The sequence below is a fragment of the Roseateles albus genome (assembly GCF_028595345.1).
In the GTDB taxonomy this organism is placed as follows: Bacteria; Pseudomonadota; Gammaproteobacteria; order Burkholderiales; family Burkholderiaceae_C; genus Paucibacter_A; species Paucibacter_A albus.
Window position 1 is genome coordinate 270,272 of sequence record NZ_JAQQXT010000004.1, and the last position, 22,181, is coordinate 292,452.

Genomic DNA, 22,181 nt, shown 5'->3' on the forward strand with positions numbered 1-22,181 from the left:
AATCGACCGATGACTAATGCCTCAGAGCGCACCGAGTTGCGGGAGCATGGCATGGCATTTGAATTCAAACAAAAGAGGGTGAGGATGCTCGCGCAAGCCGGCATCATCGCGCTGGTTTGCTGCGGCATGGGCCCGGCGCGGGCCAATGAGCCCAAGCCCAAGGCGGCGGCTTCTACTGCTGCCAAAGCGGACGGTGAAGAGTCTTTGGACGTGCTGCGCCAGCGCTTGGCCGAGCGCTTGAGCAATAAGGCGGAAGCCTCGAGCGGCGCGATGAAGGTCAAGAACGCCGGCGGCCATGATGAAGGGGGCAAGCCTTCTAAGTCAGGCTCGTCGGCCAAGGGCGTCAAGGCGGCCGAGCCAGCGGCCCATTCGGCCGCAGAGCATGTTCATTGGGGCTATACCGGCGACGGTGCGCCCGAGCGTTGGGGCGAGCTGAGCCCTGAAAACCGCCAATGTGCGATCGGCACTCGTCAAAGCCCGATCGACATCCGTGAAGGCATACGCGTCGATCTGGAGAAAATCAATTTCGATTACCGGCCGAGCAATTTCGCGGTGCTGGATAACGGCCACACGATTCAAGTCAATGTCTCACCGGGCAATGCCTTGCAGGTGATGGGGCGGCGCTTCGAGTTGCTGCAGTTCCATTTCCATCGCCCCAGTGAAGAGCGCATCAACGGTCGTCAATACGATATGGTGGCCCATCTGGTGCACAAAGACCCCGATGGCAAGCTCGGCGTGGTGGCGGTCCTGCTGGAGCGCGGGCGTGACCAGGCGCTGATACAGACGATCTGGAACAACCTGCCGCTGGAAAAGGGCCAGGCCTTGGCCGCACCCGGTCTGCTCGATCTGAACCAGCTGCTGCCCGAGGACCGCAGCTACTTCACCTATATGGGCTCCTTGACCACGCCGCCTTGTTCCGAAGGCGTGCTCTGGATGGTGATGCGCAGCCCGGTGCAACTGTCGGCGAATCAGATTTCGATCTTCTCGCGCCTGTATCCGATGAATGCGCGGCCGATTCAGGCCGGCTCCGGGCGTTTGATCAAGGAGTCGTCCGGCGGGCCTTGATCGGATCCCGTCAAGGCGTGTAGCCAAAGCCGGCGTAGATCTTCTTGATCACGCCTTGCTTGTCGAGGCTGAGCAGGCCGGCGTTGAGTCGTTTGACCAAGTCATCGGGCATCTGCAGATTGCAGGCCAGGTACATCTCGCTGCGTTTGAAGTTGAGCACCGGCGTGATCCCTTGAATGCCCTGCTGCTGCAGCCGGTACTGGCCGATCAAGCGGCCGGTGGCCCAGTAGTCGATGCGGCCCATCTGCAGCTTCTTGGGGTTGACCTCGTCCGAGGGGGCCACATCCACGCGGTGGCCGCGCGTTTGCAAATAGCTGACGATGGCGTCGCCCTGGTAGCTGCCTATGCGCGCATCCATCAGGTCCTCCAGCCGCGTGGGGCGCGGCTCTTGGATTTTGTCCGTGAGCGCGAACAGCGCCCAGTCGTTATAGACCAGCGGGCCTATCCATTTGTAAAGCGACTCGCGCTCCGGCGTGCGTGACATCGAATAGACGCAGGTATTGGGCTGGGCGCGCGCCATCGAAATCGCCCGCGCCCAGGGGTAGATGGTGACGTCGTGCGTCAGCCCGGCCTCGGCCAGCAAGGCCTTGACGATCTGGGTCGAAATGCCGCCGACCTGACCCTTGGCCTCGCTCATGTTGTAGGGCGGGTATTCCTCGGTGACGAGGCTCAGTTGCTGAGCACTGGCGGGCGCCACCAAGCCTAAACCCAGCAGACTCAAGGCCGTGACGATGGACTTGTACATGGCAAAGCTCCTGCTTGGCTGGCGGCGCAAATTCAGAGTGTGCGATGTTTTGCGTTGCGACTCAACCACATGTGCAAAGTGGCGAAAAGCTGCTCGGCGACCACGGGCTTGGCTACATGGTCGTTCATGCCGGCGTCCAGGCAACGCTGGCGCTCTTCGGCAAAGGCGTTGGCCGTCATGGCCAAAATCGGTGTGTGTTTGCCATGCGCGCTGCCGCGAATGGCGCGGGTGGCCGCCAAGCCGTCCATCAGTGGCATCTGCACGTCCATCAGGATCAAGGCGTAGTCGTATTCACTGGCCATGCGCAAGGCTTCTTGCCCGTCGCCGGCCACGTCAACGATCAGGCCGGCGCTGCCCAGCATCGCCACCGCCACCTCTTGATTGACGGCATTGTCTTCGGCCAGCAGCACGCGCGTGCCCTTGAACTGTTGCAGCAGCTCACGCGCCGCCACGCCCCGCGAGGCCTGCGCCGGAGGGGCCAGCGAAGCCATGCTGCTCTTGTCAATCTTGAGTGTGAACCAGAAGCGGCTGCCAAGGCCGGGGCTGCTCTGTACGCCGACCTCGCCATGCATCAAGGCGGCCAAACGTCGGCAAATGGCCAAGCCCAGACCGGTGCCGCCGTAACGCCGCGTGGTGGAACTGTCGGCCTGCTCGAAGTCTTGAAACAAGCGGGCCTGCGCTTCCTGGCTGATGCCGATGCCGCTGTCCTGAACCTCGAAGCGCAACTGCAAGGCGCTGCCCAAATCGGCCTCGATGGTGGCGGCCAACTTAACGCCGCCCTTGTCGGTGAACTTGACTGCATTGCCGGCGAAGTTGAGCAAGATCTCGGTGATGCGTTGGGCATCGCCGGTCAGTATCTGGGTCGTGAGCGGCTTGTCCACCTCGACTTGCACCTGCAGGCCTTTGTCGTTGGCGCGCTGCGCCAGCATGCTGGCAACGTTGTCGAGTACCTGCGCCACATTGAAGTCGCTGTGGCCGAGTTGCATCTTGCCCGCTTCGATCTTGGAGAAGTCCAAGACGTTGTTGATGATGGCCAGCAGATGCTCGGCCGCATCCGCCACTTTTTGCAGCCGCTGCTGTTGGGCCGGCTCGGTGCTGTCGCTTTGCACCAGGTAGGTCAGGCCGATGATGGCGTTCATCGGTGTGCGGATTTCATGACTCATATTGGCCAGGAAGGCGCTCTTGGCCAAGCTGGCTGCCTGCGCCGCCTTGGTCGCGTCAGCCAACTCTGCGGTGCGCGCCTCGACCAGCTCTTCCAGATGCAGGCGGTAGCGGACCAACTCCAGGGCATCACGCCGTTGATGCGAAATATCGGTCAAGAAGCCATGCCAGAGCACGCTGCCGCCCGGCTCCAACTGGGCGATGGCATTGCCGTAGATCCAGCGTTCGCTACCGTCATCTTGATGGGCTCTGAACTCTTGCTGCCAGGGTGTTAAGGCGCGCGCGGAGACCAGCAGCGAGTCGCGCACCAGCGCACGATCGGCTGCTGCAATTTGTTCAAACCAGGGCTCGGCGCTCAGCTCCAGCTTGGCGCCGGAGAGATTGAAATAGTCCTTCACCGCCTCGCTGATATAGGCGAAGGAGAAGCGGCCGTCCGAGCCCAGTCGCAGCTGGTAGACCACGCCGGGCACCGTCTCGGCCATGCCGCGCAGCCGCTCGATCAGCGCGCGCTGGGCATCGAACTGCTGCTGCAATGCATCGCGCATATGTTCCAGATGGCCGCCGAGCAAGCCGATTTCATCTTTGCGGCCAGCAGGCAATTGGGCACTGAAGCGGCCCTGCGCCAAGTCATTGGCAAAGCGGCCTAACTCGCGCAGGGGACGCATCAATCTGGAATTCAGCAGCGCCAGGATCAGGGCCAGGGACGCCAGCAACTGGCCGCCTACCGTGGCACCGTACAGCCAACGCTGACGCGTCAACGCAGCGGTGCTGAGGTGGTCATCGACCTCGATGCGCAAATGCCCAATGCGTGCCACGCCGCGAAAAATCTCGCGTTCACCCTTGACGCTGAGGCCTTTTTGGCGCTCGGGGAAACTCATTTCGATGAAGGGCGCGCCTTGCGAGGCGTCGCGCACCGTCACCCGCACGACATCGGGTGACTTCATGACTGCAGCCACCACCTCGCGGGCGGCGACCGTGTCCAGATTCCACAGCAGCTCCGGCAGGCTGCTGACCAGCACATCGAGCTTGGCCTCCAAGTCGCGCTGCAGCGCCGCCTCTGCGGCCTGCGGCTCGCGCAGGCCAATCAACAATCCGCCGACGATCAGGGCCGGCAGCAGCAAGCCAATGCTGGCGCCGAGCGCGATCGCTACGAACAGTGAGCTGGATTTTGTTCTGCTCAAAAGGGCCTCTTCAGTCTCGTCGAACACCGCAGCCTTACTGCTCACGGTGCCTTGATTTTCAAAGCCTTGCCCGACGTTTGGTGCGCCGATATGAGCTGCATTCTGGCTTGAATTGGGCGGCTTACGCTGGTTTTCTGATCGAGAGAGAAATCAGCCGCCGCTGACCTTCAATCCCAGTGCCCGCCAACCGTCCAAGCCCAGCTTCTCCAGCGTCGCCATATTGGCTTCGTAAATCGCGTCGGTATCGGCCATGGTTTCGGTGGCGCGTTCTATGCTCGATTCGCGCAGCAGATGCAGGGTCGGGTAGGGCGAGCGGTTGCTGTAGTTGCTGATGTCCTCGGGCTCGGTGCCGCCGAACTGATAGTCGGGGTGAAAGCTGGCGATCTGCAAGATGCCGTCCAGTTCCAGGTCTTCCACCAGCGCGTCGGCCGCGCCCAAAAAGTCATTGAAGTCGAGGAAGTCGGTCAGCACCAAGGGGTGAATCAGCAGCGTCGTCTCGACCTCGTCCGGATCGGCGCGCATCAGGCTCAAGAGCTCATGGGCCAGCTCCTTTAGCAGGGCTTCCGGCGTGGCGGCCTGGCTGACCACATAACGCAACCTTTGGTTGACATGCACGCTCTTGGCAAAAGGGCAGAGATTCAGGCCAATGACGGCTTTTTCCAGCCAGTCCTGGGTTTCTTCTTGAATGCTGGCGCTGCGGGCCGGGCTGAGTTCAGTCATGAGGGGTCAATCCTTTCAGGGCTTGCTCACAGGCCTCGCGGGCCTGGGCTAGCAGTTGCTGCTTCCACTCGTCGGTATCGACATAGAAAGCATCGCGAATTTGGTGTTTGATGGCCGCAGCCTGCTCGGCGGGTGCTTGCGGGTGCGCCTCCAGCCAATGATCGGCGCGCAAGGCCTGCAGCATGTCGGCTAAGGGCAAGGTGCCAAACTCGAGCGCGATGCCGGTGTACTCGGCCGCCGGGAACAGCTCGGGCACCACGCTCCACATCAAGCCGACCAAGGGCGCGGAGCTGGAGCTGCCGTCGGCCAGCGAGGTAACGCCCCGGCCCCACCAAGCCCGCGCACGGGCCAGCGACTGGCCATCATCGTGGCCGGCAAAAATGCGCTCGCCATGGCCGCTAGGCCCTAAGCCGGTGTGCAAGTCAATCCAGGCTATGGCCTCGGCGTCTTGAACATGCTCTTGCAAGACATGGCGCAAGGTTTGCTGGCTCCAGGTCTGGGCGCGGCCGCCGTAGAAGAGGCCCAGCTCATGCGCGTACTGCCCGCCGGTGACGGCTTGCTGCAGCGCCTTGTCGCCATGCAGCGCGGCGTAATCGCTCAGCACGGCCTCGTTGGCCGCGCTGGGCGGCCATTGCGCCGGGATCAAGGCGCTGGCGATAGCGTCGTAGCCGGCGTTGTGCGGCAGCGGTTGGTGAAAGTCATGCCAGTTTCGGTTCAGATCGACACCTTCTTGTGTCACCCGCCGCAGCCAAGAAAAGCCGTGCGGATTGAGTGCATGCAAATAGAGCACGCGAATGTCTTGTGTGGCGACTTCAGCCAGCCAGGTCGGGTCACTCAAAAGCCCCGTCTGTATGCCGCTGCCGGCGAAGCCTTCAACGCCGTGGCAAGCGCTGCTGATGATCAAGACCCTGCGGCTTTTGTTTGGGCCTTGGCGCACCACATCCAGTGCCAAGCGTTCGCCGTCGTGCCCCATCAAGGGATGCCAATGCGGCTCAGGGTCCAGGCCCGCGGCCTCGGCTGCGGCCAAGAACTTGGCCCTGGCCTCGGCATAGCTTTGCGAGAAAAAGCCCGCTGCGCTCATGGCCGGGGGCTGTTCAACCAGCGTTCGGCCAGTTGCACCCACATCGAGCCGCCCAGCGGGATCAGCTCGTCGTTAAAGTCGTAGCTGGGGTTGTGCAGGGTGCATGGCCCCATGCCATGGCCACCATCGCGGTGGCTACCGTCACCATTGCCAATCAAAAAGTAGCAGCCGGGCATTTCTTGCAAAAAGAAACTGAAGTCCTCGGCGCCCATGGTGGGCTCAAAAACATGCACATTGCTGCTGCCGACCATCTCGCTCAAGGCTTGGCGGACGAACTCGCTTTCCACCGGGTGGTTGATGGTGGGCGGGTAGTTGCGCCTGAACTCGAACTCGCAGCGCAACTCGAAGGCTTGCGCGGTGGCTTCGGCCATCTGCTGCATGCGCCGCTGAATCATGTCCAGCACCTCCAGCGTGAAGGTGCGCACCGTGCCTTCGATCACGCAGCTGTCCGGGATCACATTGGTGGCTTCGCCGGTGTGGATCATGGTGACGGAAATAACGCCGGCGTCGCTCGGTCGCTTGTTGCGGCTGATGATGGTTTGAAAGCCCTGCACCAGCTGGCAGGCGGCCGGCACCGGGTCAAGCCCCAGATTCGGCATCGCCGCGTGTGCGCCCTTGCCGTGCAGCGTGATTTTGAATTCATTGCTGGACGCAAACACCGGCCCGCTCTTGACGGCAAACTGCCCAGCCGCCATGCCGGGCCAGTTGTGCGCGCCAAACATCGCCTCCATCGGGAAGAGTTTGAACAAACCGTCCTTGATCATCTCGCGGGCGCCGCCGCCGCCTTCTTCGGCCGGCTGGAAGACCAGATAGATCGTGCCGTCGAAATTGCGCTGCGTCGCCAGATGCTTGGCCGCCGCCAAGAGCATGGCGGTATGGCCGTCGTGGCCGCAGGCGTGCATCTTGCCCGCATAGGTACTGGCATGGGCGAATTGGTTGTGCTCGGTCATCGGCAGTGCGTCGATGTCGGCGCGCAGGCCAATGGCGCGCGAGGAGCTGCCGCTCTTGATGATGCCGACCACCCCGGTCGTGCCCAGGCCACGGTGCACCGGGATGCCCCAGTCGCTCAGCGCCTTGGCGATCAAGTCCGAGGTGCGCTGCTCTTGAAAGCATAACTCCGGGTGTGCGTGGATATCGCGTCGCAAGGCGGCAATGCCGGGCGCGTCGGCCAAGATGGAATCGATCAGCTTCATGGTGTCTCCGTGAGGGGTGCATGCCTGGCGGTGGACCTGCCCGCACCCTTAAGCGCCAAGTTTAATGCCGTGCTTGAGCGCAAGCTCGGCTGCATTTCGATGGCCCTTCGCGTCAGCGTGAGCGGCCGATGTGCAATAGTTCGGCCATGCAAACCATCATCAAGGGTGCCTGCCCGCACGACTGCCCCGATACCTGTGCCTTGGCGTTGACGGTTGAGAACGGCCGAGTCATCAAGGTGCAAGGCCGCGCCGACCACCCCAGCACCCATGGCTCACTGTGTACCAAGGTGTCGCGCTATGCCGAGCGCACCTATCACGCCGAGCGAGTTCTGCAGCCCCTCAAACGCATCAGTGCCAAGCATGAGGCTCCGCGCTTCGAGCCCGTCTCTTGGGCCGCTGCCCTGACCGATATCGCGTCTCGCCTGAGTGCGATTGCCGCACGCGACGCACAAGCGGTGCTGCCCTATAGCTATGCCGGCACCATGGGCTTGCTGCAGGGCGAGGCGATGGCGGGGCGTTTCTTCAACCGCCTGGGTGCTTCGCAGCTGGATCGCACGATCTGCGCCTCGGCCGGCGCCGCCGCGCTGACAGCGACCTATGGCCACAAGCTCGGCATGCATCTGCCTTTCTTTGCCGAGAGCCGCTTGATTCTGATCTGGGGCAGCAACTCGATCGCTTCTAATCTGCATTTCTGGACCTATGCCAACCAGGCCAAGCGCGCTGGTGCCAAGCTGATTTGCATAGACCCGCGCAAAACCGAGACGGCCGATAAATGCCATCAACACATCGCGCTGATGCCCGGCACCGACGGCGCCTTGGCCTTGGGGCTGATGCAGCAATTGATCACGCAGGACTGGCTGGACCACGACTATCTGCGCGAGCATGTCGATGGCTGGGAGGGGACCGGGGGCCTGCGCGAACGGGCGCTGGCCTGGCCCCCTGAGCGGGTGGCCGAGGTTTGCGGCATCAGCGCTGACGAGGTGCGCGGCCTGGCGAGTGACTATGCGCAGACCGCGCCCGCCGCGATCCGGCTCAATTACGGCATGCAGCGGGTGCGCGGCGGCGGCAATGCGGTGCGTTTGATCGCCCTGCTGCCTTGCCTGACGGGGGCTTGGCGTCACCGTGCCGGCGGCTTGCTGCTGTCCAGCTCGGGCTGGTTTGCGCCCTATAAACGCGGCGATCTGGAGCGCCCCGAGCTGCGCGCCGGACGGCCCTCGCGCAGCATCAATATGAGCACGATTGGCGACGATCTGCTGCGTCCGGCCAGCCCCGAGTTCGGCCCGCAGATCGAGGCGCTGATCGTCTACAACAGCAATCCGGTCGCGGTGGCGCCGGAGTCACCCAAGGTGGTGCGGGGCTTTCAGCGCGCCGATTTGTTCACGGTGGTGCTTGAGCATTTCATGACCGATACCGCCGATCTGGCGGATTACGTCTTGCCGGCGACCACGCAGATGGAGCATCTGGATGTGCACACCAGCTACGGCCACACCGATGTCTTGATCAACGAGCAAGCGGTGGCGCCGCTGGGCGAGGCCAAGCCCAACACGCAGATATTTAGGGAGTTGGCGGCGGCCATGGGTTTCACCGACGCTTGCTTTGCCGACAGCGATGAGCAATTGGCGCGCCAAGCCTTCAGCAAGGACATCGACTTTGACGCCTTGCGCGCACAAGGCTGGCAAAGCCTGCCGTTGGCCGAGGCGCCGTTTGCCAATGGTGGCTTCATGACCGCCAACGGCCGTGCGCAATGCGGCGATGCCGATCATGTGCCGAATTACGAAAGCGCAGCCTCCAGCCCCGAGTTGGCGGCGCGCTACCCGCTGGCGATGATCTCGCCACCGGCGCGCAATTTCCTCAATTCCAGCTTCGTCAATGTGAAGAGCTTGCGCGATATTGAGGGCGAGCCGCTGGTGGAAATCCATGCGACGGATGCCGCCGCGCGCGGCTTGGCCGACGGGGCGATGGTGCGCATCTTCAACGACCGGGGCAGCTACCCCTGCCGCGCGCGCATCAGCACGCGGGCGCGACCCGGCGTCGTCAACGGCCTGGGGGTCTGGTGGCGCAAGCTCGGCGTGGCCGGCAGCAATGTCAATGAGGTCACCCATCAACGCTTGACCGATATGGGTGCGGCGCCGAGTTTTTACGATTGCCTGGTTGAAATCGAGGCCTGGGCGGGAGCCGGCGCGGCGTGAGCGTGTTCAAGCTGGTTTGGCTGGCGCCACTGGCGCTGCTCTTGAGCGCCTGCACGCAGAGCGCTTATCTGGGCCAGTCTGTCGGCGGCCATCTGAGCTTGATGGCGGCGGCCAAGCCGGTCGACAAGCTTTTGGCCGAGCCTGAGCTGGCCGCAGACTTGCGCGAACGCCTGCTGCTGAGCCAGCGCCTGCGCGACTATGCGGTGGATACGCTCAAGCTGCCGGACAACGACAGCTATCGCCGTTATGCCGACCTGGGCCGCTCGGCAGCGGTCTGGAATGTGGTGGCCACGCCCGAGCTTGGTTTGACGCTGAAGACCTGGTGCTTCCCGGTGATGGGCTGCGTCGGCTACCGGGGTTATTTTGACCGTGCCGAGGCGGACGCCTATGCGGCGCAACTGCGCGCCGAGGGCCTGGAGGTTCTGGTTTACGGCGTGCCGGCCTACTCGACGCTGGGCTGGAGCAATTTTTTCGGCGGTGATCCGCTGCTCAATACCTTCATCAAATACCCGTCGGGCGAGCTGGCCGGCATGCTGTTTCATGAGCTGGCGCACCAAGTCGCCTATGCGCCTGACGACACGCAGTTCAACGAGTCATTTGCGACCTTGGTAGAGAGGCGCGGTGCCGAGGCTTGGCTGCGCACCCATGCCAGCGCGGCCGAGCGCGAGGCTTTTGCGCTACGCCTGCAGCGGCGCGAGCAGTTTCGCGCGCTGACCGGCGAGTACCGGCGCCGTTTGGCCGAGTTGTATGCACAGGCCATCAGCGATGAAGCCAAGCGTGCCGCCAAGGCTGGCTTGCTGGAGGAAATGCGCCAAGACTACGCGCGCTTGAAAGCTGAGTCTTGGGGCGGAGATACTGCGTATGACGGCTGGTTTGCGCGTGCCAACAATGCCAGCTTTGCGCTGCTGGCGGCTTATTCCGACTTGACCCCGGCTTTTGACACCTTGCTGGCGCGCCAGGGTCAGGATTGGCTGCGCTTTTATGCCGAGGTCAAGCGCCTGGCGGCTTTGCCCAAGACCGAACGTCTATCCGAATTAATGAAGCAAACAGGAGACTAATCAATGGCCGATATCCATATTCACCGGGACCACGCTTTGGGGCTGGCGCGTGCACGCGAGATCGCTTGGGCCTGGGCCGAGCAGGTCGAAGCCAAGTTCGATATGGCGTGCACCGTGCTGGAGGGCGAGACCAGCGATACCGTGGAGTTCAGCCGTTCGGGCGTCAAGGGGCAGCTGATCGTGGCGGCCAAGCATTTCGAGTTGAGCGCCAAGCTGGGTTTTTTGCTGGGTGCCTTCAGGGGCACGATCGAGGGCGAAATTCAGAAAGAGCTCGATACTTTGTTGAGTGCGGCGCCGCTAAAGAAACCCAAGGCCAAAAAATAAAGCCGAGCTGAAAGGCTCAGCTCGGCTCGAATCGGCTGCGCCGAAGATGCGAATTACTTCAGCGACTCGATCAGGTCGATATAGCTTTGCTTGGCTTCGTCCTGGCTCTGGCCCTTGAGCTCGTTCCAGGCATCCCATTTCGCGCGGCCCACCATATCGGTGAAGCCGGGGCGCGAGCCTTCCACATCGCCGCTGCTGCCTTGCTTGAACAAGGCATAGAGCTTGAGCAAGGTCATATTGTCCGGGCGCTCCGGCAGCTGCTTGGATCCGGCCACCGCAGCATCGAATTGGTCCTGAAGGCTCATGAGTTTTCCTTGAGTAGTAGTGACAATCGGGATAGACAGCTTCAATGTTAACCAGCATTGTGTAGAGCGAACACACCAAATTCTAGGAGACTGTTTTGTCGCACGCGATTGAACGCATGTCCAAGGTTGACACCGCTTGGCTACGCATGGACACCGAGTCCAATTTGATGATGATTGTGGGCGTTTGGTATATCCGCCCGTCCATCACCTTGGAGGCCTTGAAGGAGCGCGTGCAGGCGCGGCTGCTGCAATACACGCGCTTTCACCAGCGCGTGGTCGAGGATGCGCTCGGCGCTCAATGGGTGGATGACGAGGATTTTGATATCGACCGCCATGTGGTGGCCGAGGTGCTGATGCCGGTGCGCGGCAAACCCGGCCAGCTTGGGCAAGAGGCCTTGAAGGAGCGGGTGGCAGAGCTGGCGATGGAGCCGCTGAACCCGGCGCACCCGCTGTGGCAGTTTCATCTGATCGAAGATTTGGGCGGCGACGGCGAGGATGAGCAGGCCAGCAGCGGCCTGATCATGCGAATTCACCACTGCATCGGCGACGGCATCGCCCTGACCTCGGTGATGATGTCCATCACCGACGGTGGCCGCACGCCGCCGAAGCGCGAGCAGCAGCCGCGCGATGACCGCGATTGGCTGACCGACAGCCTGCTGCGGCCGATGGCCGATTTGGCGATCAAGGCCATCGGGGCGGCGGGTTCCGGCATGGCCAAGTCGGTCGATGCCTGGAGCCATCCCCATCATCCACTGGATGCCTCGGTGGACATGGCGCGCATCGGCTATCAAGCGGTCAACGACGTGGCCGCTTTTGCCTTCATGCCGGACGACTCGCATACGCAGCTGAAAGGCAAGCCGGGCAAACGCAAGCGCGTCGCCTGGAGCAATGCCTTGCCGCTTGACGCCGTCAAGGCGGTGGGCAAGGGGCTGGGCGCCTCGATCAATGATGTCTTGCTCAGCTGTGTGGCCGGCGCCATAGGCAGTTACCTGCAGAGCAAGGGCGAGGTGGTCGCTGGCAAGGAAATTCGCGCCATGGTGCCGGTGAATTTGCGGCCCTTGGCGAATAGCTACCAACTGGGCAATCGCTTCGGTCTGGTGCCGCTGGTGCTGCCGATTGGCATCGACAATCCCGTCGAGCGCTTGTACGCGGTGAAGTCGCGCATGAATGATCTGAAAGGCAGCTTTCAGCCGGTGCTGGCCTTTGGCCTGCTGTCGGTGGCGGGTTTGTTGATCAAGCCGGTGCAGACGGCGATGTTGAACATCTTTGCCAAGAAGGCCACGGCGGTGATGACCAATGTGCCGGGGCCAACCGAGCCGCTGCAGATGCTGGGCTCGCAGGTCGAGCGGCTGATGTTCTGGGTGCCGCAGTCGGGTGACATTGGCGTCGGCGTCAGCATCCTGACTTATGCCGGCCGGGTGCAGTTCGGCTTGATCACCGACAGCACGCTATGCCCCGACCCCGAGGCCATCATCGATCGCTTCGAGCCGGAGTTCAACAAACTCCTGCTGTTGGCGATGATGCTGCCCTGGGAGTAGGGCAGCAGTTCGACTTACTTGGCCTTGTCGGCCTGGCCTGCCAGGTTGGGCTTGATATTGGGCTTGATATTGGGGCGGCCGGCAGCGGTCGGGTAGGCCGCCATAACGCGTGTCGGGTCGACGCTGGCCAGATAGCCGCTGTACTGTGCATCGTTGCAGCCGATCAGCTTGCCGTTTTGCTTCTCGCCGCGGTACTCGCCCTTGCTGTAGACGAATTGGTACTCTTTGGTAGCGCCGGCATTGGCTTCGGTGACAGGGGCCATCTTGGCGGCGCATTCCACCCGCAGTGCGGTCGCTTCAGGCGACTGAGCCATGGACAGGGCGGCCAAAGGAGTCAGGATCAGGGCCAACAATGTGCGTTTCATGATGTTCAAACCTCGGTGAAAAATTGCAGGTGGGGCTGTGAAGTGCTTGCCTTTGGCTCAAGCCAATTCGAGGCAAAGCGGCAGTTCAGGATGCACAGCTTAACCACAGTGGGACCTCTTCGCCACGCGTGAGTGCGGGGGGTAAGCGGCCTATTTCTGCCGCTGAGCGTGAAAAAGAGCACGGGCAAGCGCAGTTTGGGTCTGCGTCTTTATTTCAATCCTCGAGTTCTTCACGGGCCATCTGGACGTCGAGGTATTCCATCGCATCCATGGGCTCGCAAGCGGCCGCCTCGGCGTACAGCGCCTCGGCTTCCTTCATGCGTTTGTCGCCTTCCAGCATCACCAAGCCGTTGGCGCGCTCGATCATGGCGATGGCGCTGCCGGGGTTGAGCTTCAAGGCTTGCTCGAACATTTTGAGACCCGTGGCGCTGTCAGCGCCCTGTGTGCGACCCAGCAGTTTGCCGACCTTGTCGATCACCTCGGCGTGGAAGGCGCCCAGCGCGATATGGGCGTCGGCATGCTTGGGCGCCAGCGCTATGGTGGTTTCCAAGGCATTCTTGACCTTGCTGCCCAAACCCTGCGCCAGGGCCTTGGCCACGCTGATGCCCTGGCCGTAACGGCCTATGGCATAGGCTTGCCAGTAATAGGCATTGGGGTTTTTGGGCTCTTCGGCTTGTTGGGCGGCGGCGCGTTCGGCCACTTCGAGGAACATCTCCAGCTTGCCCTTTTCCTTCTTCTCCAAGTAGTTGGCGTAGATGGCCTGGGCCTTGTTCGCGACGCAGATGCCGGCGGTGCCGGCGGCCAGGCCGGCGTCATAGGCCTGCTGGAACTCGCCCGCGTGGAAGTGGATCCAGGCCGCCACCACGGCCGCGTCCTTGGGCCAGGGTTCCGCGTCCCCGGTGTGCAGGCGCGCCCAGTGCTTTTTCAGCGATGCCGGGCTGTATTGAAAGGCGCTGTTGTCATGCGGGAAGGCGGTCCATTTGGCCATTTTTGTCTCCGTTGGGGGCTACTGGTATTGATTGGCGAGTGCGAACAGATGCTCTTTGGAGGCGGGCTCCAGATAGGGCAACAACAAACTCAAGACATGGAAGGCGCCGCGCATCAGCGCAGGGCCGGCTTGGTCGGGCTCGAGCGCATGACGGGGGTCACGTACATATTCGAAGCTGAGCCAATAGCTCAAGAGCACCACCATGGCATTGGCCGTGGGTGGCGCCTCGCGCGCTTCCATTTTGAGCGCGCCACCATGTTGCAAACCCGCCAGCACCTGCCGCATGGCCTGAGATTTTTGGGTCAAGACGGTCTGGAAATGCATCTCCAGCCGCCTGTTCTTGGACAGTAAATCGTTCAAGTCGCGGTAGAGAAAGCGATGCTTCCAGATCAGCTCATACAGCATGTGGAAAAACAGCCATGCGTCTTCGACGTTAGCCACATTTTCTGCGGCCGCGAGCAAATCAATCAGCTCGCGCTCGTAGCGGTTGAACAGCGAGTTGATCAGCTCGTCTTTGGCCGGGTAATGGTAATAAAGGTTGCCGGGGCTGATGCCCAACTCGGCCGAGATCAGCGTGGTCGAGACATTGGGCTCTCCAAAGCGATTGAACAGATCGAGCGTGACTTCAAGAATGCGTTCGGCGGTGCGGCGCGGCGGTTTTTTGGTGGCCATGGGTCTGCTTGTCTCCTGGCTTGATTCTGGCATCAAGCTAGGGCCTTGCTCTAGGTAATTGGCTCCATAGCCACGCGTTCGTGGACGTGCAACAACCTTGGCTCGGCGCGTCTTGCCAGCTGTTCCTACAATCGCCCCATGCAATCTCCAGCTTCCTCCCATGCCGGCACCATGCCGGCCATTTCGTTTCAGAACGTCAGCAAAACTTATCGCGGGGGGCAGGTCAAGGCCTTGGACGGCGTGTCCTTTGATATTGCGCAGGGCGAGTTTTTCGGCCTGCTGGGCCCCAACGGTGCGGGTAAGACCAGCTTGATCAGCATCCTGGCCGGCCTGTCGCAAGCCAGCGGCGGGCGCGTGCTGGTGCAGGGCCAAGATGTGGTGAGCGACTTTGCCGCCGCACGCCGCGCGCTTGGCATCGTGCCGCAGGAATTGGTGTTCGATCCTTTTTTCAATGTGCGCGAGGCCTTGCGTTTCCAGGGCGGCTATTTCGGCGTGCACAACAACGAGGCCTGGATCGACGAATTGCTGGAGAACCTAGGGCTGGCCGACAAGGCCAATGCCAATATGCGCCAACTCTCGGGCGGCATGAAGCGCCGCGTGCTGGTGGCGCAAGCGCTGGTGCACCGCCCGCCGGTCATCGTGCTGGATGAGCCGACTGCCGGCGTCGATGTGGAGTTGCGCCAAACCTTGTGGCAGTTCATCGCCCGCCTGAACCGCGAGGGCCACACCGTCTTGCTGACCACCCATTACCTAGAAGAAGCCGAGGCGTTGTGCGGGCGTATCGCCATGCTCAAGCAAGGCCGGGTGGTGGCGCTGGAGCGCACCTCGGAGCTGCTCAAGGGCAGGGCCTCGACCATGCTGCGCTTCAAGACCGATGCCACGCTGCCAGAAAGCTTGGCCGCGCAGGCCCGCATGACCGGCCGTATTGTGCAGATCAAGGCGCATGACGCGGCCGAGGTCGAGACGATTCTGACCAAGCTGCGGGCGGCCAACTGCCCGGTTGAAGACCTGGAGATCGGCCGCGCCGATCTGGAAGATGTGTTCCTGGAAATCATGCAGGAAGAAGAACAAGACAAAGGAGTGCGAGCATGAGCGGCGCTATTCAATTGAAAGGCGCCGGCACGCTGTTCTACAAAGAAGTGCTGCGTTTTTGGAAGGTTAGCTTTCAGACCGTCGCGGCGCCGGTGCTGACCGCCGTGCTGTATTTGCTGGTCTTCGGTCATGTGCTGGAAGATCATGTCAAGGTCTACGGCACGGTCGGCTACACCAGCTTTTTGATCCCCGGGCTGGTGATGATGAGCATCTTGCAGAATGCTTTTGCCAATTCATCAAGCAGCCTGATCCAGAGCAAGGTGACCGGCAATCTGGTCTTCTTGCTGGTGACGCCCTTGTCGCACTGGGCCTGGTTCGTCGCCTATGTGGGTGCGGCCATGGTGCGCGGCATGATGGTGGGCTTGGGCGTGATGGTGGTGACGGTTTGGTTCGCGCCGCCGGGTGTCAGCCAGCCGCTGTGGATTCTGGCCTTTGCACTTTTGGGTGCGGCAATGATGGGCACCTTGGGCCTGATCGCCGGCCTGTGGGCCGAGAAGTTCGACCAATTGGCGGGCTTTCAGAACTTCATCATCATGCCGATGACGTTTTTGTCCGGCGTGTTCTATTCAGTCGGCTCCTTGCCACCGTTCTGGCAGGGTGTTAGCCACTTGAACCCGTTTTTCTACATGATTGATGGCTTCAGGCATGGCTTCTTTGGCGTCAGCGATGCCTCGCCCTGGCTGAGCTTGGCCGTGGTTGGCGGCAGCTTTTTGCTGGTGGCGGGCATTGCCTTGGAGCTGCTGCGGCGCGGCTACAAGATCCGCAGCTGAGTCGGCCAAATCTTCCACAAACTAGGACCCGCTCTATCAGTTGGTGCCAGAGCTACTCGTTGCCCTCGGGCGGTCTGGCACACAAAGCTAAAATGACTCAATGGCCGACCCTACTCCAGCTGAAGTTCAGCAATACATTGCCTCCGGGCTGCCCTGCCACCACTGTGAAGTCGAGGGCGACGGGCGGCATTTCTTTGCCACCATCGTCTCGGCCGAATTCGATGGCCTTAACCGTGTGCGCCGCCATCAGCGCGTTTATCAAGCCCTGGGCGAGCGCATGCGCGAGCAGATCCATGCGCTGTCGATGAAGACGCTGACGCCCGCCGAATGGGCGGCTGACCCGACGCCGCAGTCGTCGGCACGCTGATAAATTTTGCCCGCGGCCCAGTTCGCCGGGCGGTTCCGAATGCCTGTGAGTGCCCCACCCATGATCACCCTAGCCCTGTCCAAAGGCCGCATCTTTGAAGAAACCCTGCCGCTGCTCAAAGCGGCCGGCATTGAGGTGCTGGACAACCCGGAAACCTCGCGCAAGCTGATCCTGGCCACCAACAGCCCCGATGTGCAGGTCGTACTGGTGCGCGCCAGCGATGTTCCGACCTATGTGCAATACGGCGGCGCCGACCTCGGCGTGGCCGGGCGTGACGTGCTGATCGAGCATGGGCTGGACGGCATGTACCAGCCACTGGATCTGAACATCGCCCGCTGTCGCATGAGCGTGGCGGTGCGTGATGATTTTGATTACGCAGCAGCCATCAAGCAGGGTTCGAGAATCCGCGTCGCCACCAAGTACACGCAGATTGCGCGTCAGCATTTTGCCGACAAGGGCGTGCATGTCGACCTGATCAAACTCTATGGTTCGATGGAGCTGGCGCCGCTGACCGGGCTGGCCGACGCCATCGTTGATCTGGTCTCGACCGGCAATACGCTCAAGGCCAATCATCTGGTCGAGGTCGAGAAGGTGATGGAGATATCGTCGCGCCTGGTCGTCAACCAAGCCGCGCTCAAGCTCAAGCGTGAACCGCTGCGTCGCATGATCGACGCCTTTGCCTCAGCCACTCCAAAGTAACGCAAAGTAGATTCGTCAATGAAACTCCGCCATCTCAGCACCGCCGCCGCCGACTTTGAAGCCGAGTTTCAGCGCGTGCTGCATTGGTCGGCCGAGACCGATTCTGCGATCGAGCTGCGCGTGGCCGAGATCCTGGCCGATGTGCGCCAGCGCGGCGATGCCGCCTTGCTCGATTACACCGCCCGCTTCGACCATTTGCAGGCCGCCAGGGTGGCCGAGCTGGAGCTGACGCGGGAAGAATTGAAAGCCGCTTTCGACGCCATCACCCCGGCCCAGCGCGCTGCCTTGCAGGCGGCCGCCGAGCGGGTCAGGAGCTATCACGAGCGCCAAAAGCAGGCCAGCGGTCTGAGCTGGAGCTACCGCGATGAAGACGGCACGCTCTTGGGCCAGAAGGTCACGCCGCTGGACCGCGTTGGCATCTATGTGCCGGGCGGCAAGGCGGCTTACCCGAGCAGCGTCTTGATGAACGCGATTCCGGCCCAGGTGGCCGGCGTGCCCGAGATCATCATGGTGGTGCCGACACCGCGCGGCGAGAAAAACCCGCTGGTGCTGGCCGCAGCCTATATCGCCGGCGTGCACCGCGTTTTCACGCTAGGTGGCGCGCAGGCGGTGGCGGCGCTGGCCTATGGCACGGCGACGGTGCCCAAGGTCGATAAAATCACCGGCCCCGGCAATGCCTATGTGGCCAGCGCCAAAAAGCATGTGTTTGGCCAAGTCGGCATCGACATGATCGCCGGGCCCAGCGAGATTTTGGTCTTGGCCGACGGCACGACACCGCCCGCTTGGGTGGCGATGGATTTGTTCAGTCAAGCCGAGCATGACGAGATGGCGCAGAGCATTCTGCTGTGCCCGGACGCCGAGTACATCGCACTGGTACGAGAGGCTATCGACAGGCTCTTGCCCGAGATGCCACGCCGCGACGTGATCCGCGCCTCGTTGGAAGGGCGCGGCGCGTTGATCCTGACGCGTTCGATGGAGGAAGCTTGCGAGATCTCCAACCGCATCGCGCCCGAGCATCTGGAGGTGTCCAGTGCCAATCCCCATGCCTGGGAGCCGCTCTTGCGCCACGCCGGCGCGATCTTTTTGGGCGCATACACCAGTGAGTCGCTGGGCGACTATTGCGCCGGGCCGAATCACGTCTTGCCCACCTCGGGTACCGCGCGCTTTTCCTCACCGCTGGGTGTCTATGACTTCCAAAAGCGCAGCAGCCTGATCGAGGTCAGCGCGGCCGGCGCGCAAAAGCTCGGGCCGATCGCGGCCGAGCTGGCCTACGGCGAAGGCTTGCAAGGACATGCGCGTGCGGCCGAGATGCGGCTGCAAGCGACGCCAAGCTCGGACTGAGCATGAGCTGCAAGCGCCGTCAGTTTTTGCCGGTGCTGCCCGCGCTCTTGACGATGACGGCTGCGGTCCAAGCGTCACCTGCTGCTGCCCTTGTAGCTCCGCCGCTGCGTGTGGTCTATCCGCGCCCGGTGCGAGATGTCGATCGCAGCAGCTTGTTCCCGCTGCAATTATTGAAGCTGGCGCTGGACGCCTCTGGCGTGCGCTGCGAGCTCAGCGACTCCAAAGACCTGATGGTGCAAAGCCGCGCACTTAAGGAGTTAGAGGCGCCGCAGGATCATCTGCATATCGCGTGGTCCATGACCAGCGTGCAGCGAGAGCAGAGCTTGTTGCCGGTGCGCATTCCGATCTTCAAAGGGCTTTATGGCTGGCGAGTGCTTTTGATCAAGCAGGGGCAACAGGCGGCTTGGAGTGAGGTGGACGGGCTGGACGGCTTGAAGCGATTCACGCTGGTGCAAGGCCATGATTGGCCAGATACCGAGATCCTGCGCGCCAACGGCTTAACCGTGACCACGGGCTCTTCTTTTGCGGCCTTGTTCAAGATGCTCGATATGGGCCGGGCCCAGGCATTTCCGCGCTCGGTGCTGGAGGCGGGCTGGGAGCAGGAAGGCCAAAAGCAGCTGTTCGCCATCGAGCCCAGCCTGGTGTTGCATTACCCGACCGCGGTCTACTTTTTTGTACGTCCCGGCGATCAACGCTTGGCCGCTTTGGTCGAGTTGGGTCTGAACCGCTTGCTGGCCAACGGCGGCTTTGACCGTTTGTTCGACGCACACCATGCCGAGCCGCTGCGCCAAGCCGGCTTGCATAGGCGCCGCGTGATCGAGTTGCACAACCCCTTGTTGCCCGAGCAGACGCCGCTGGCGCGCAAGGAGCTTTGGCGCTTGCCCTAAGAGCTGCGATCGGCCTTGCTCAAGCACCTTGGGCGCGTCTTTGGTTGGCTTCAAGTCACACGAACTTCGTGTTTCACGAACTTCGTGTAGACTTCGGGCTGTGAAGAATGTGACCATCAGCATGGAAGACAGCGTCGCCGAATGGGCCCGTTTGGAGGCTGCGCGACGCAATACCAGCGTGTCGCGTCTGGTCGGCGAGATGCTGGCCGAGAAGATGCGCCACGATGATGCCTATGAGCGAGCCTTGCAGGATTGGGTGCACCGCGAGCGCACCTGGGCCTCGGATGGCGCCGCCTACCCCCAGCGAAGCGAGTTGAGCAAATGACTGAGCTGGTCTTTGTCGACACCTCAGTCTTGATCCTCAGCGAAGACGGCGCCGACCGTGGCGCCCGCGATCAAGCGATGAACTGGCTGCGCGAGCTCTGGCTGCGCCGCAGCGGTCGGCTCTCGACACAGGTCTTGAACGATTTCTATGCTTCGGTGACCACCCGCATCAGCCCGCCGATGCCCAACGGCGACGCACGCGCTGAAGTGCGCCGTTATCAGCGCTGGCAGCCCTGGGCCATCGATCATGCGACGGTAGAAAGCGCCTGGTCGATCGAAAGCCGCTTCGGCCTGCTCTATGCCGACGCCTTGATCGTCGCCGCCGCCAAGGCGCAGGGCTGCACCTTGCTTTTGAGTCTGGAGCTGCCTCATTTGGCAGTGTTTGACAGCGTGACCATCCTCGATCCGACGCTGCTCGGGCCGGAAAGATTGAACAACCCATGAATGCTGACCTGAAGCAGGCCTTGGCTTGCATACGCGACGATGTGCGTGCCTCCCAGGCCTACCCGGTTGCATCCAGCGCCGGCATGGTCAAGCTCGATGTCATGGAGAACCCGTTTCGCCTGCCACCCGAGCTGCAAGCCGCACTGGGCGCGCGCCTCGGCGCCGTAGCGATCAACCGTTATCCGGCCGAGCGCACCCAGGATTTGGCCGCCGCGCTGGCTCGTCACGCCGGCATGCCGTCGGGCTGTGCCATCACGCTGGGCAATGGCTCGGACGAGTTGATCAGCATGCTCAGCATGGCCATCAGCAAGCCTGGCGCCAAGATCTTGTCGCCCAGCCCCAGCTTTGTGATGTATGAGCTGTCGGCTCGTTATCAAAACCTGGGCTTTGTGGGTGTGCCGCTGCGCGCCGTTGATTTCGAACTGGATGGCCCGGCCATGCTGGCAGCGATTGCTGAGCATCAGCCGGCGCTGATTTACCTGTCCTATCCCAATAATCCGACCGGCAATCTCTGGGATGCGGGCGTGATCGCGCAGATCATCGAAGCAGCGCCTGGCTTGGTGGTGATGGACGAGGCCTATCAGCCCTTTGCCGCCAGTGACTCGATGGCGCTGCTGGCGCGCTACCCGCAGGTGCTGGTGATGCGCACCATGAGCAAGTTCGGCCTGGCCGGTGTGCGTATTGGTTACTTGATCGGACAGGCAGCGCTGATCGCCGAGGTCGACAAGCTGCGCCCGCCTTTCAATATCAGCGTGCTGAATGCCGAAGCCGGCTTGTTTGCGCTTGAACATGCCGAGGTTTACGCGTCCCAGGCGGCCACGCTGCGGGCCGAGCGCGAGCGGGTCTTCGAGGCTTTGCAGGCCATGGCCGGCGTGGAGCCTTTCCCGAGCCAGGGCAATATGATTTTGGCGCGGGTGGAGGATGCGGCCGCGACCTTTGCCGGCATGAAGGCACGTGGCGTCTTGATCAAAAACTCCTCCGCCGCTCATCCGCTGCTGGCCAACTGCCTGCGCATCACCATAGGCACGGCCGAAGAAAACCAGGCCATGCTGGCCGCATTGAAAGAAAGCCTCTCATGAGCACCGATCGCATCGCAGCAGTCAGCCGCAACACCAAAGAAACGCAGATCACCGTGCGCGTCAATCTGGACGGCACGGGCGAAGCCAAGCTCAATACCGGCATCGGTTTCTTCGACCACATGCTGGATCAGATCGCCCGCCACGGCTTGATCGATCTGGACATTCAGGCGGTGGGCGACTTGCACATCGACGGCCATCACACGGTCGAGGATGTCGGCATCACGCTGGGCCTGGCCGTGGCGCAAGCGGTCGGTGACAAAAAGGGTTTGACCCGTTATGGCCATAGCTATGTGCCGCTGGACGAGGCGCTGTCCCGGGTGGTGATCGACTTCTCTGGCCGGCCGGGCCTGGAAATGGACGTCAAGTTCACGGCGGGTTCCATCGGTGCCTTCGATACGCAGCTGGCCTTCGAGTTCTTCCAGGGTTTCTCGAACCATGCCTTGGTGTCGCTGCATATCGACAATCTGAAGGGCCATAACGCCCATCACCAGTGCGAGACGATTTTCAAGGCCTTCGGCCGGGCGCTGCGGATGGCGATGACGCTAGATCCGCGCTCCATCGGCACGATTCCTTCCACCAAAGGAAGCCTCTAG

At 62.1% G+C, this 22,181-nt stretch carries 24 protein-coding genes; 15 read left to right on the top strand and 9 right to left on the bottom strand.

Going from position 1 to position 22,181, the window contains the following annotated elements; translation table 11 throughout:
• Nucleotides 1-9: 9 nt before the first annotated feature.
• Nucleotides 10-1,065, top strand: a complete 1,056-nt coding sequence (locus PRZ03_RS08695; RefSeq protein WP_273599946.1) for a carbonic anhydrase — start codon at nucleotides 10-12, stop codon at nucleotides 1,063-1,065.
• 10 nt (nucleotides 1,066-1,075) lie between these two features.
• Here PRZ03_RS08695 and PRZ03_RS08700 read toward each other — a convergent pair whose 3' ends face one another.
• From PRZ03_RS08700 to PRZ03_RS08720, 5 genes are all read right to left on the bottom strand, one after another.
• A complete protein-coding gene (locus tag PRZ03_RS08700; RefSeq protein ID WP_273599947.1) occupies nucleotides 1,076-1,810 on the bottom strand; it encodes a substrate-binding periplasmic protein in 735 nt (244 codons plus the stop codon).
• A 32-nt stretch (nucleotides 1,811-1,842) separates the two neighbouring features.
• The gene (locus PRZ03_RS08705; protein WP_273599948.1) at nucleotides 1,843-4,152 is read right to left on the bottom strand and encodes an ATP-binding protein; all 2,310 of its coding nucleotides are present in this window, start codon (nucleotides 4,150-4,152) and stop codon (nucleotides 1,843-1,845) included.
• Between the two features lie 150 nt (nucleotides 4,153-4,302).
• A complete protein-coding gene (locus PRZ03_RS08710) occupies nucleotides 4,303-4,872 on the bottom strand; it encodes a DUF1415 domain-containing protein (protein WP_263533804.1) in 570 nt (189 codons plus the stop codon).
• The gene (locus PRZ03_RS08715) at nucleotides 4,865-5,953 is read right to left on the bottom strand and encodes a M14 family metallopeptidase (protein ID WP_273599949.1); all 1,089 of its coding nucleotides are present in this window, start codon (nucleotides 5,951-5,953) and stop codon (nucleotides 4,865-4,867) included. Before PRZ03_RS08715 ends, PRZ03_RS08710 begins: the two co-directional genes overlap by 8 nt.
• Nucleotides 5,950-7,146 carry a M20 aminoacylase family protein gene (locus PRZ03_RS08720; RefSeq protein ID WP_273599950.1) on the bottom strand — a complete coding sequence of 399 codons (1,197 nt, stop codon included), beginning with the start codon at nucleotides 7,144-7,146 and terminating at the stop codon, nucleotides 5,950-5,952. Before PRZ03_RS08720 ends, PRZ03_RS08715 begins: the two co-directional genes overlap by 4 nt.
• Nucleotides 7,147-7,292: 146 nt before the next feature.
• On the opposite strand from PRZ03_RS08720, the gene PRZ03_RS08725 reads away from it, so the two are divergent.
• From PRZ03_RS08725 to PRZ03_RS08735, 3 genes are read left to right on the top strand one after another with little or no spacing between them, the layout of a single operon-like run.
• The gene (locus PRZ03_RS08725) at nucleotides 7,293-9,335 is read left to right on the top strand and encodes a molybdopterin-containing oxidoreductase family protein (protein ID WP_273599951.1); all 2,043 of its coding nucleotides are present in this window, start codon (nucleotides 7,293-7,295) and stop codon (nucleotides 9,333-9,335) included.
• Complete coding sequence (locus PRZ03_RS08730; RefSeq protein WP_338109599.1) at nucleotides 9,332-10,393, top strand: aminopeptidase; 1,062 nt, start codon at nucleotides 9,332-9,334, stop codon at nucleotides 10,391-10,393. The genes PRZ03_RS08725 and PRZ03_RS08730 overlap by 4 nt, the downstream gene beginning before the upstream one ends.
• Nucleotides 10,394-10,396: 3 nt before the next feature.
• A complete protein-coding gene (locus PRZ03_RS08735; RefSeq protein ID WP_263533808.1) occupies nucleotides 10,397-10,717 on the top strand; it encodes a polyhydroxyalkanoic acid system family protein in 321 nt (106 codons plus the stop codon).
• 53 nt (nucleotides 10,718-10,770) lie between these two features.
• Here the strand turns inward: PRZ03_RS08735 and PRZ03_RS08740 are convergent, their stop codons facing one another.
• A complete protein-coding gene (locus PRZ03_RS08740) occupies nucleotides 10,771-11,022 on the bottom strand; it encodes an acyl-CoA-binding protein (protein ID WP_263533809.1) in 252 nt (83 codons plus the stop codon).
• Between the two features lie 116 nt (nucleotides 11,023-11,138).
• On the opposite strand from PRZ03_RS08740, the gene PRZ03_RS08745 reads away from it, so the two are divergent.
• Complete coding sequence (locus PRZ03_RS08745; RefSeq protein ID WP_273600077.1) at nucleotides 11,139-12,560, top strand: wax ester/triacylglycerol synthase family O-acyltransferase; 1,422 nt, start codon at nucleotides 11,139-11,141, stop codon at nucleotides 12,558-12,560.
• 14 nt (nucleotides 12,561-12,574) lie between these two features.
• Here PRZ03_RS08745 and PRZ03_RS08750 read toward each other — a convergent pair whose 3' ends face one another.
• From PRZ03_RS08750 to PRZ03_RS08760, 3 genes are all read right to left on the bottom strand, one after another.
• Entirely contained in the window at nucleotides 12,575-12,925 is a 351-nt protein-coding gene (locus tag PRZ03_RS08750; protein WP_273599952.1) for a hypothetical protein, read from the bottom strand.
• Between the two features lie 214 nt (nucleotides 12,926-13,139).
• A complete protein-coding gene (locus tag PRZ03_RS08755) occupies nucleotides 13,140-13,913 on the bottom strand; it encodes a hypothetical protein (RefSeq protein ID WP_273599953.1) in 774 nt (257 codons plus the stop codon).
• An 18-nt stretch (nucleotides 13,914-13,931) separates the two neighbouring features.
• Nucleotides 13,932-14,585: a TetR/AcrR family transcriptional regulator gene (locus tag PRZ03_RS08760; RefSeq protein ID WP_263533812.1), complete on the bottom strand. Its 654-nt coding sequence runs from the start codon at nucleotides 14,583-14,585 to the stop codon at nucleotides 13,932-13,934.
• A 171-nt stretch (nucleotides 14,586-14,756) separates the two neighbouring features.
• Between PRZ03_RS08760 and PRZ03_RS08765 the strand changes: the two genes are divergently transcribed.
• The 10 genes from PRZ03_RS08765 to hisB all read left to right on the top strand — a co-directional run bounded on the left by PRZ03_RS08765 (nucleotide 14,757) and on the right by hisB (nucleotide 22,181).
• On the top strand, nucleotides 14,757-15,677 hold the full coding sequence (locus PRZ03_RS08765; RefSeq protein ID WP_273600078.1) for an ABC transporter ATP-binding protein: 921 nt from the start codon (nucleotides 14,757-14,759) through the stop codon (nucleotides 15,675-15,677).
• The gene (locus tag PRZ03_RS08770; protein ID WP_263533813.1) at nucleotides 15,674-16,447 is read left to right on the top strand and encodes an ABC transporter permease; all 774 of its coding nucleotides are present in this window, start codon (nucleotides 15,674-15,676) and stop codon (nucleotides 16,445-16,447) included. The genes PRZ03_RS08765 and PRZ03_RS08770 overlap by 4 nt, the downstream gene beginning before the upstream one ends.
• A gap of 100 nt (nucleotides 16,448-16,547) precedes the next feature.
• Nucleotides 16,548-16,814, top strand: a complete 267-nt coding sequence (locus tag PRZ03_RS08775; protein ID WP_263533814.1) for a BolA family protein — start codon at nucleotides 16,548-16,550, stop codon at nucleotides 16,812-16,814.
• Nucleotides 16,815-16,874: 60 nt separating this feature from the next.
• Nucleotides 16,875-17,513 carry an ATP phosphoribosyltransferase gene (gene hisG / locus PRZ03_RS08780; RefSeq protein WP_273599954.1) on the top strand — a complete coding sequence of 213 codons (639 nt, stop codon included), beginning with the start codon at nucleotides 16,875-16,877 and terminating at the stop codon, nucleotides 17,511-17,513.
• 18 nt (nucleotides 17,514-17,531) lie between these two features.
• On the top strand, nucleotides 17,532-18,854 hold the full coding sequence (hisD, locus tag PRZ03_RS08785) for a histidinol dehydrogenase (protein WP_273599955.1): 1,323 nt from the start codon (nucleotides 17,532-17,534) through the stop codon (nucleotides 18,852-18,854).
• Nucleotides 18,855-18,856: 2 nt separating this feature from the next.
• Complete coding sequence (locus tag PRZ03_RS08790) at nucleotides 18,857-19,741, top strand: substrate-binding periplasmic protein (protein ID WP_273599956.1); 885 nt, start codon at nucleotides 18,857-18,859, stop codon at nucleotides 19,739-19,741.
• Nucleotides 19,742-19,841: 100 nt separating this feature from the next.
• Nucleotides 19,842-20,066, top strand: coding sequence for a CopG family transcriptional regulator (locus PRZ03_RS08795; RefSeq protein WP_263533818.1), 225 nt, complete (start codon nucleotides 19,842-19,844; stop codon nucleotides 20,064-20,066).
• Entirely contained in the window at nucleotides 20,063-20,509 is a 447-nt protein-coding gene (locus PRZ03_RS08800; RefSeq protein WP_273599957.1) for a PIN domain-containing protein, read from the top strand. The genes PRZ03_RS08795 and PRZ03_RS08800 overlap by 4 nt, the downstream gene beginning before the upstream one ends.
• Complete coding sequence (gene hisC, locus PRZ03_RS08805; RefSeq protein WP_273599958.1) at nucleotides 20,506-21,588, top strand: histidinol-phosphate transaminase; 1,083 nt, start codon at nucleotides 20,506-20,508, stop codon at nucleotides 21,586-21,588. The genes PRZ03_RS08800 and hisC overlap by 4 nt, the downstream gene beginning before the upstream one ends.
• On the top strand, nucleotides 21,585-22,181 hold the full coding sequence (hisB, locus tag PRZ03_RS08810; RefSeq protein WP_273599959.1) for an imidazoleglycerol-phosphate dehydratase HisB: 597 nt from the start codon (nucleotides 21,585-21,587) through the stop codon (nucleotides 22,179-22,181). Before hisC ends, hisB begins: the two co-directional genes overlap by 4 nt.